Here is a 9589-nt window from a genome sequence, read left to right on the forward strand (position 1 = left end):
GTGGCGGGGGCCGGCGGTGGGACGGCGGGGGCTGGCGTAGATCCCGCTCGCCCCCGCCGTCCCTTCCCGTCCCGGACCTGGCTGCCGAAACGACCGGTCTCCAACGGCCGGTCTCCAGCGGCCCGTCTCTAGCGGCCGGTCTCCTTCGAGACCAGCGCCACCGCTTCCTCCACGTCGTCCGTGACGTGGAAGAGGAGGAGGTCCTTCTCCGAGGCCTTGCCCTGGGCGATCAGGGTGTTCCTCAGCCAGTCGATCAGGCCGCCCCAGTACTCCGTGCCGAAGAGGACGATCGGGAAGCGGGTGACCTTCTGGGTCTGGACGAGGGTGAGGGCCTCGAAGAGTTCGTCCAGGGTGCCGAGGCCGCCGGGCAGGACGACGAAGCCCTGCGCGTACTTCACGAACATCATCTTGCGGACGAAGAAGTAGCGGAAGTTCAGGCCGATGTCGACGTAGGGGTTCAGCCCCTGCTCGAAGGGCAGTTCGATGCCGAGGCCCACCGAGACGCCGCCCGCCTCGCAGGCGCCCTTGTTGGCCGCCTCCATGGCACCGGGGCCACCGCCCGTGATCACCGCCCAGCCGGCCTCCACCAGCGCGCGTCCGAGCCGTACGCCCGCCTCGTACTCCGGGGAGTCGACCGGCGTACGGGCGGAGCCGAACACGCTGATGGCGGCCGGGAGTTCGGCCAGGGTGCCGAAGCCCTCGATGAACTCGGACTGGATGCGCAGGACCCGCCAGGGGTCGGTGTGGACCCAGTCGGAAGGGGCGCGTTCGTCCAGCAGCCGCTGGTCCGTGGTGCTCGCCTGTACCTGATCCCGCCTCCGGAGGACGGGTCCCAGGCGCTGTTCCTCCGGTGGCCGCCGCTTGCCCTCCGGGTTGCCTGTAGCCATGTGAACTCCCTCCGCTTGCAGTCGTTCCACCTCAGCGTAGATCTACGCGGGTTACGGGCGGGGGACGTCGGCGTGTCCGCCGTACAGCGCCCCTGGGCACGGATGCCCCGCGATCACGCGGTCAGCCAGGCCCGCAGCCGCTCCTCCCCCGCCAGGATCTTCGCGGTCTCCACCCGCTCGTCCCGCTTGTGCGCCAAGTGCGGGTTGCCGGGACCGTAGTTGACGGCCGGCACGCCGAGCGCCGAGAAGCGGGACACGTCGGTCCAGCCGTACTTGGGCTGCGGGGTACCGCCCACGGCCTCGATGAAGGCCGCCGCGGCGGGGTGCGAGAGTCCGGGCAGGGCCGCCCCGCTGTGGTCGTCGATGACGAACTCCTCCACCCCGCAGCCGGCGAACACCTCACGGACGTGGGCGATGGCCTCCTCGGGCGTACGGTCGGGCGCGTAGCGGAAGTTGACGGTCACGACGCACTCGTCGGGGATGACGTTGCCGGCCACTCCCCCGGTGATGCCGACGGCGTTGAGGCCCTCGCGGTACTCCAGGCCGTCGATCACCGGGTGGCGCGGCTCGTAGGCGGCGAGGCGGGCCAGGATCGGGGCGGCCTCGTGGATCGCGTTGGAGCCCATCCAGCTGCGCGCCGAGTGGGCCCGCTCGCCCCTGGTCTTCAGCAGGACCCGCAGGGTGCCCTGGCAGCCGCCCTCCACCTGGCCGTCGGAGGGCTCCAGGAGGACCGCGAAGTCGCCCTCCAGCCAGTCCGGGTGGGTCTCGGCGACGTGCTTGAGGCCGTTGAGGTCGGCGGCGACCTCTTCGTTGTCGTAGAAGACGAAGGTCAGGTCCCGGTTGGGGGCGGGGACCGTGGCGGCGATGCGGAGCTGGACGGCGACGCCCGCCTTCATGTCGCAGGTGCCGCAGCCCCACAGGACGCCGTCCGCGTCCAGCCGGGACGGGACGTTGCCGGCGATCGGGACGGTGTCGATGTGGCCGGCGAGGACCACCCGCTCGGGACGGCCCAGGCGGGTGCGGGCGATCACGTTGTTGCCGTGCCGGTCCACCGTGAGGTGCGGCAGCGTGCGCAGGGCCGCCTCGACGGCGTCCGCGAGCGGCTTCTCCGTGCCGCTCTCGGAGGGGAAGTCGACGAGCTGCGCGGTGAGCAGAGCGGCGTCCAGCGTGAGGTCAAGCGGGGTCTCGGCCATGCCGTCGACCCTAACGCGCCGACCGCTCACCCCGCCCGGACCCACCTTGCACACAGGCCTCCCCGGTTTCCGTACTCTCCAGTACCTTGTACGCGTGCCAGAGCCGTCACCCTCTCCCAAGCGCCGCGGCCGTCTCCTGAGATGCGGGGCGGCCTGCGTGGTCCTGTCCGCCGTCGCGGGCTACGTCGTGGTCCAGTACGTCACCGGAGGCGCCGGGGACCGGGGGTGCAGAGTCGTTTCCGCCGACGGGACCTCGACGGCGTACGAGTTCACGCCGGAGCAGGCGGTGAACGCGGCCACCATCGCGGCCGTCGGCACCAACCGGAACATGCCCGAGCGGGCCGTGACGATCGCGCTGGCGACCGCGCTCCAGGAGTCGGCGCTGCGCAACCTCGACCACGGCGACCGGGATTCGCTCGGCCTCTTCCAGCAGCGGCCCTCGCAGGGCTGGGGCAGCGCGCAGGAGGTCACCGACCCGGCGTACGCGGCGAACATCTTCTACGAGCACCTCGCCAAGGTGCGCGACTACACCGAACTGCCGCTCACCGTCGCCGCACAGCGGGTCCAGCGCAGCGGGTACCCGGACGCGTACGCCAAGCACGAGCCGGGCGCGACACTGCTGGCCGCCGCGCTCACCGGGACCTCCGCGGCCTCGCTGACCTGCGAGGGCCGCCCGGACGCCACGACCGCCACCGCGACGGCCACCGGCCCGGACGCGGTCCGCGCCGCCCTTGTACGGGACTTCGGGCGGGACGCGCTCCAGCAGGCGGGAGCGGAGGTCGGCGACGAGGAGGCCTCCGCCGCGGACGCGGACCCTCCGGTCACCGAGGCCGACGGCCGGACCGTGACGCTGCCCGTGGCCGAGGACACGACCGCGGACGGACGCGACGCCGCCGAACGCGGCTGGCAGCTCGCGCACTGGGCGGTGGCCAACGCCTCCGCGCTGCGCATCCAGCGCGTCACCTACGCCGGCCGGGAGTGGGTCGCCGGCACCACCGGCAGCACGTGGCGGGCCACCGGAGGAGCCGGCGCCGAGGCCACGGGCGCGGGCGGTGGCTCCGGGAGCGTACGGATCGTCACCGCGCAGTAGTACGGGTATTCACTCCGACGGGTAATGGGTGGGGCACCGGACGGCGGTGCGCTCAGGTTTTCGTGCCGTCACCGTCGAGGTGGGCGAATGCCTTGGGAACACAGGGCTCCGCGGGTTTTGCGGACTTTCATATCGGGCGGCTTTCGCCCGTTTTTATCCAGAGCTGATTATGCGACGCATTACCAACTCTTTACGTCGGCCGTCCGCAACCTTCGCGGGGTTCGAGCGGTAGTCAGTGCGTCCGGGCCCGGACAGACCGCATAGACAGTTCTTTTTCTCTCCCGTCGAAGGAGCATCATGTCCCTCCCCCTGACCCGCAGGATCGCCCGTGTCGCACTGCTTGTCGCCGCGGGAGCTGCTGCCGGTGTAGGTGCGGCCGGCTCCGCCAGCGCTGCCCCCGACCTGCCCGCCACCCCGAACCTGGGCGGTCTGACCGCCCTGGACGGGGCGAGCGTCGGCAACACGGTCGACAGCGCGGCGCAGAACGTCACCGGGACCGCGGGCGAGACCGGTGGCAAGACGGTCGAGCAGGCCCTGCCGGCCGCGGGAAAGACCGGCGGCAAGGCCGTGAAGAAGGTGACGCCGGCCGCGCAGAAGGCCGCCGGTCTTTCCCGCGGCNNGCCGCGCAGAAGGCCGCCGGTGAGGCGACCGGCACCGCGGCGGGCTCCGCCGGCGATCTCGTCGGGGACACCGCGTCCACGGCGACCAAGGGCGGGCTGCCCACGGAGTCGCTGACGCAGGGTGGGCTGCCGGGTGCGGGCACGCTGCCGGTGAACGGCCTGCCGCTCGGCTGAGCACCGCTTCAACGGTGACGGGGTCCAGGGTCTTCCCTGGGCCCCGCCCTCGTTCCTACGCCTTCAGGCGTTCCACGGCAGCCCGCACCCGGTCGTCCGTCGCCGTCAGGGCCACGCGTACGTGCTCGGCGCCCGCCGGCCCGTAGAAGTCGCCGGGGGCCACCAGGATGCCGCGGGCCGCCAGGTGGGCCACGGTGTCCCAGCAGGACTCGCCCCTGGTGACCCAGAGGTAGAGGCTGGCCTCGCTGTGGTCGACGCGGAAGCCGTGGGCGAGGAGGGCCTCGCGCAGGAGGGTGCGGCGGGCCGCGTAGCGTTCGCGCTGCTCGTGGACGTGAGTGTCGTCGGAGAGGGCCGCCACGACCGCCGCCTGGGTCGGCGCCGACGTCATCATGCCGCCGTGCTTGCGGATCTCCAGGAGCGGGCCGAGGACCGCCGGATCACCGGCCAGGAAGGCGGCGCGGTAGCCGGCCAGGTTCGAACGCTTCGACAGGGAGTGGACCGAGACGATCCCCTCGTACGAGCCGCCGTTGACCTCCGGGTGGAGGACGGAGACCGGGTCGGCCTCCCAGCCCAGTTCGACGTAGCACTCGTCGGAGAAGAGCAGGACGCCGTGCTCGCGGGCCCAGGCCACGATCCGGGTCAGCTCGGTCTTGGAGAGGACCTTGCCGGTCGGGTTGGACGGGGTGTTGAGCCAGAGCAGCTTGAGGTCCGTCGGGTCCAGCTCGGTGCCCGCGGGGTCAGCCGCGAATGTCTCGGTGTCGTAGGCCACGTACTCGGCGCGGGCCAGCCGGGCGCCGACCTCGTACGTCGGGTAGGCCAGGCGCGGGAAGGCCACCTTGTCCCCGGGGCCGAGGCCCAGCTGGGTGGGGAGCCAGGCGACCAGTTCCTTGGAGCCGACGATCGGCAGGACGTGCCGGTGGGTGACCCCACGGGCGCCCAGGCGCCGCTCCAGCCAGCCGGTGATCGCGTCGCGCAGTGCCGGGGTGCCCCAGACCGTCGGATAGCCCGGGGAGTCCGCCGCGTCGATCAGCGCCTTCTGGATCAGCTCGGGGACCGGGTCGACCGGAGTGCCGACGGAGAGGTCGACGATCCCGCCGGGATGCGCCGCTGCCGTCTTCTTGTACGGCTCCAGCTTGTCCCAGGGGAAGGTGGGAAGACGGTCGGAGACTGCGGACACGGTTCTTGGCTCACTCTCTGACGGACACGGACACGGCCATGAGACGGATACGGCAACGCCTCGGCCCCGTACGGCGATCTTGGGCGATCAGGCCGTACGGGACCGAGGCGGCGCGTCGATACGGGCCGCTCTGCTGGTTACCCGGCCTGCGGCGGCAGCGCGGCGACGAAGGGGTGGTCGCGCTCGATCAGACCCAGCTTGCTGGCACCGCCGGGCGAGCCCAGCTCGTCGAAGAACTCGACGTTCGCCTTGTAGTAGTCCTTCCACTCCTCCGGAGTGTCGTCCTCGTAGAAGATCGCCTCGACCGGGCATACCGGCTCACAGGCACCACAGTCGACGCATTCGTCCGGGTGGATGTACAAGGACCGCTGGCCCTCGTAGATGCAGTCGACCGGGCACTCTTCGATGCATGCCTTGTCCTTGACGTCGACACAAGGCTGCGCGATGACGTAGGTCACGCTGTCGTTCCTCCTCGATAGGGCGCCGGCGGGCCTCCTCAGGCTCCGCCGCCTGGCGCGCGGGAGCGCGGCGTCGTCGATGCCCGCCCCTAGTATCTCCGTTCTTGGCAATGATCCGAACAGGAGGGGTGAACCGACCTGTGGAAATCTCGGCCGCCGGACGTCTCGAGGTTCGCATCACCGCCGCTGACGTGGGTAAACGCGTCTCCGTGCGGCGCTTGAGCGAACCTGGGGTCACCGAGGGGAAATTCACCGACACGGTCGGTGTTCTCACATCATGGGACAACGGTGTGCTGCTGATCACACGGAAGAGTGGCGAGAGCGTCCGCATCACGGAATCCTCCCTGGTCGCCGGGAAGGTCGTCCCGGCCGCTCCGGCCCGCCGCCGGGGCCCGGCCGCCTCCTACGAGGAACTCGCCCGCGTCTGCGCACGCGCCTGGCGTCCCGTGGAGAGCGAGCGGCTCGGCGAGTGGGAACTGCGGGCCGCCTCCGGGTTCACCCGCCGCGCCAACTCCGTGCTCCCGCTGGGCGACCCCGGCCTGCCCCTCGACGGGGCCCTGGACGTCGTACGGCGCTGGTACGGCGACCGGGGCCTGCCGGCGTACATCCAGACCGCCACCGGCGCCGAGGGGACCCAGGAGCCGCTGTGCGCGGAGCTGGAGCGGCGGGGGTGGGTGCGGGAGGTGACCGCCGAGCTGTGGATCGGGGCGCTGGCGCCCGTCGCCGACCTCGCGGAGGCTGAGGCCGGGGGTGTGGTGCTGGCGCGGGAGGCCGACGAGGCGTGGCTGGCCCGGTATCAGCGCAAGGGGATCGGCGAGGTGGCACTGAAGGTGCTGGCCGACGGGCCGTCCGTGTGGTTCGCGTCCGTGCCCGGTGAGGGTGCGGCGCCCGCCGCCATCGGGCGGTGTGTCGTGGACGGGCGGTGGGCCGGGTTCGCGGCGGTCGAGGTGGACCCGCGGCAGCGGCGGCGGGGCCTGGCCACGGTCGTGATGGCCGCGCTGGCGCGCCGGGCGCTGGAGGAGGGCGCGTCGGCGGCCTGGCTCCAGGTCGAGGCGGACAACGCGGGGGCGCGGGCGCTGTACGCCGGGATGGGATTCGGGGCGCACCACGCCTACCACCACTACCGGGAGCCGGAGGCGAGTACGACGTGACGGGACTCGAGCCCTCGGAGCTGCGGCGGCGGTTCGCCGAGGAGGCGCGGTCCGAGCGGCCCGACCTCTCGCTGCTGTGCCTGCTGGTGGGCGCGGCGGCGGACCGGACGCTGGACGAGGCAGGGCTGGACACCGCGCAGGTCGGACTGGACTCGCTGGCGGGACAGGTGCCGTTCCGGCCGGACGGGCCGCGCGCGTGGGCTCTCGCGCTGCGCGAGCTGCTCGGTGAGCGGCTCGGGTTCGGCGGTTCCCCGGCGGACTACGAGCGGCTGGAGTCGTCCCTGCTGCATCAGGTGCTGGAACGGCGGCGGGGGCTGCCCATCCTGCTGTCCGTGGTGTGGATCGAGGTCGCGCGGCGGGCCGGGGCCCCGGTGTACGGCGTCGCCCTGCCGGGGCACTTCGTGGTCGGCTTCGGCCCCCCGGAGGAACAGGTGCTCGTCGATCCCTTCGACGGAGGCCGGGTGCTGACCGGGCACGACGCCGAGCTGCTGGTGACGGGGGCGACGGGGGCCCCGCTGGAACCCTCGATGCTGGTCCCGGCGGAGACACTGGACGTCGTACGGCGGATCCTCAACAACATCCGGGCGTGGGCGGCGGCCCGGCCCGAGCGGTCCGATGTCGCCCTGTGGGCCGTGGAGCTGGCGCTGCTGCTGCCGTCCCATCCGGCTCGCCTTCGCTACGAGCGGGGGCAACTGCTGGCGCAGCGCGGGCAGTTCGTGGAGGGCGCGGAGGAGATGGAGGAGTACGCGGGGCTGGTGGAGGTGGTGGACGCGACGCTGGCCGATCGGGTCCGGCAGGAGGCACGGGCGGCGCGGGCCCTGCTGAACTGAGGCCCGCCCCAGGGGGTTCACAGCGACAGGGGTTGCGGGGCGATGTCCGGTACAGGGCATCACAGCGGCACGCGGCGGCGTCCGGTACACGCGAAGGGCACCCGGCGTGGATGCCGGGTGCCCTTGTGGCCTGGAGTGCCTGTCTCGCGTCAGCTCGGGTCGGTGTCGATGATCCCGAGCCGGTCCGTCTTGCTCGTCAGCGCCGGGCGCAGGGCGCTGATCACGTCCTGGACGGTGACGGGCGTCTTCTGGCCGTTGCCGCGGGTGATCAGCACACCGTCGAAGGCGCCGCCGTACAGCTCCTTCAGCGCGGCCTCGTCGTACTTCTCGACGAGCTTGCCGTCGATGGCCTTGACGCCCAGGAACTTCCACAGGGAGTTCTTCGGGCTCATCGGGACGGAGTGCGCGGCGTCGGTCTGGACGGTGACGTTGGCGGACATCGCCGGTTCGGCGAACTCCTTCATCATCCGGTCGACCTCGGCGTCGGACACCGTCGGCTGCTTGGCCTTCGTCGGCACCTTCACCGCGGTGGGCGTGCCCGTCTCGACCTGGCCGCGGTAGGCCTCCACGACGGCCGCCTGGGCCTTGGCCGCGTCGATGCCCTTGCCCGCCTTGCCGTAGACGGCGACGGCCTTGCCGGACTGGAACGTGATCGTGCCGTCGGTGGCCGAGCCGGTGCCGCCCGCGGCGGCCTCCAGGGCCGCCTGGAGCTTCTCCTCGTCGACCGGCATGTCGGGCTCGATCTCACGGTGTTCGCCGAACAGCGAGCCGATCACCGAGACGGGGTTGTAGTCGCTCTTGGCGGCCGCGTCGACGGTGGCCTGCATGTCGAACTGAAGGCCCGCCTGGTCCGGCTTGAGGGTGACGGTGCCGCCGTCCACGGACAGCTTCAGCGGCTGGTTCACCCGGCTGTCGAAGGCGTCGTCGAGCTTCTTGACGGCGTCGTCGCGGGTGCCGCCGCCGATGTCGACGCCGAGCACGGTGGTGCCCTTGGGCACGTCGGAGTGGTTCATCAGCAGCCCGGCCCCGTAGGCGCCGGCCGCGGCGACCACCACCAGGCTGCCGAGGAGGACCAGCTTGCTGCGGCCCTTCTTCTTCTTCGAGTCGGCGGCGGGCGCGTTCTGCGCGACCGGCGCGGGCGCCTTGGGCGGTGTGTGCGGCAGCGGCCCGTCGGGGTGCCCGCCGGGCGCGAACGGCCCGCCCTGGCCGGGTCCCTGGCCGGGTCCCTGACCGGTCGCGGGGACGACCGGGATGCCGCTGGTGACGGTGTGCCCGGAGACGTTGTCGTGCCGTCCGTAGCCGCCGGGGCCGGGCTCGGGAGCCGGCTGCTGCGGGGTGAGGATCGCGGTGTCGTCGCTGAGGCCGCCGCCGGGGTGGTGGAGGGCGCCGGCGTTCAGCGGCGGCACCATCGGGCCGTCACCGGTGACCGGGCCGCCGGTGGGACCCGCGGGGCCCTGCGGGCCGCCCCGGCCGCCACGGCCGGCGGGGCCTTCCGGCCCGTTGAAGTCGTGCGGGCCGCCGGGGGCGCCGGGACCTCCGCCCTGGCCGTTCGGCCCGGCGTAGTAGCCGTTCTGGCCGTTCCCGCTGCCGTCGAAGTACGGCAGGTCGTCGCGGCGCGGCTCGGAGCCGCCGCCCTGCGACGGACCGCCCTGCATCGGGCCGCTCTGCATAGGCCTCGGCACCGGGCTGCCCTGCGCCGGACCGGCGCCTTGCGTGGGGCCGGCGGTTTGCGCCTGACCGCCACCCTGCGTCGGGCGGGTGCCGTTGCCGTGGGAACCCGCGGCGAGCGCCTCGGTCACGTCGAAGGAGCCGGTACCGCCGCCGTGCCCGGGAGCCACGGGGCCGCCGGTGGCGCCGGACATCCCGGCGCCGTTGGTGCCCCCGGGACGCGGGGCGCCGGGGGCGCTCATGGAGCCGACCACACCGCCGGGCCGCCCGGCACCCGGACGTACGCCGCCGGGCGCACCGGAGTTGGCGCCGGTCGCGGACGGGGCGGAGGGTGCGGCCGG

General features: G+C 72.8%; 8 protein-coding genes and 1 pseudogene. 4 read left to right on the plus strand and 5 right to left on the minus strand.

Translation table 11 applies throughout. The features are described from left to right. Positions 1-128: 128 nt before the first annotated feature. Positions 129-887 (minus strand): LOG family protein, encoded by a 759-nt coding sequence (locus BZL64_RS05965; protein WP_086766873.1) that lies wholly within the window; start codon positions 885-887, stop codon positions 129-131. Positions 888-1000: 113 nt separating this feature from the next. Further along, positions 1001-2080, minus strand: coding sequence for a succinyl-diaminopimelate desuccinylase (gene dapE, locus BZL64_RS05970; protein WP_086766875.1), 1080 nt, complete (start codon positions 2078-2080; stop codon positions 1001-1003). Positions 2081-2174: 94 nt separating this feature from the next. Here dapE and BZL64_RS05975 point away from each other — a divergent pair, with 94 nt between their 5' ends. Beyond that, positions 2175-3170 (plus strand): VldE C-terminal domain-containing protein, encoded by a 996-nt coding sequence (locus tag BZL64_RS05975; RefSeq protein WP_086766876.1) that lies wholly within the window; start codon positions 2175-2177, stop codon positions 3168-3170. A 297-nt stretch (positions 3171-3467) separates the two neighbouring features. Beyond that, positions 3468-3964 (plus strand): annotated as a pseudogene (locus BZL64_RS05980) (ATP-binding protein). Positions 3965-4019: 55 nt separating this feature from the next. Here BZL64_RS05980 and BZL64_RS05985 read toward each other — a convergent pair. Beyond that, the gene (locus BZL64_RS05985) at positions 4020-5141 is read right to left on the minus strand and encodes a bifunctional succinyldiaminopimelate transaminase/glutamate-prephenate aminotransferase (RefSeq protein WP_086766878.1); all 1122 of its coding nucleotides are present in this window, start codon (positions 5139-5141) and stop codon (positions 4020-4022) included. A gap of 137 nt (positions 5142-5278) precedes the next feature. Then, positions 5279-5599: a ferredoxin gene (gene fdxA, locus BZL64_RS05990; RefSeq protein WP_086766880.1), complete on the minus strand. Its 321-nt coding sequence runs from the start codon at positions 5597-5599 to the stop codon at positions 5279-5281. A gap of 140 nt (positions 5600-5739) precedes the next feature. Here fdxA and BZL64_RS05995 point away from each other — a divergent pair, with 140 nt between their 5' ends. Together BZL64_RS05995 and BZL64_RS06000 are read left to right on the plus strand one after the other, a co-directional pair. Further along, on the plus strand, positions 5740-6750 hold the full coding sequence (locus BZL64_RS05995; protein WP_086766882.1) for a GNAT family N-acetyltransferase: 1011 nt from the start codon (positions 5740-5742) through the stop codon (positions 6748-6750). Then, entirely contained in the window at positions 6747-7580 is an 834-nt protein-coding gene (locus BZL64_RS06000; RefSeq protein WP_086766884.1) for a transglutaminase family protein, read from the plus strand. The genes BZL64_RS05995 and BZL64_RS06000 overlap by 4 nt, the downstream gene beginning before the upstream one ends. A 149-nt stretch (positions 7581-7729) precedes the next feature. Here BZL64_RS06000 and BZL64_RS06005 read toward each other — a convergent pair. Further along, a partial coding sequence (locus BZL64_RS06005; protein ID WP_244205225.1) for a hypothetical protein occupies positions 7730-9589 on the minus strand: 1860 nt, incomplete at its 5' end.

The organism is Streptomyces bobili (assembly GCF_002154575.1).
Lineage (GTDB): Bacteria > Actinomycetota > Actinomycetes > Streptomycetales > Streptomycetaceae > Streptomyces > Streptomyces bobili.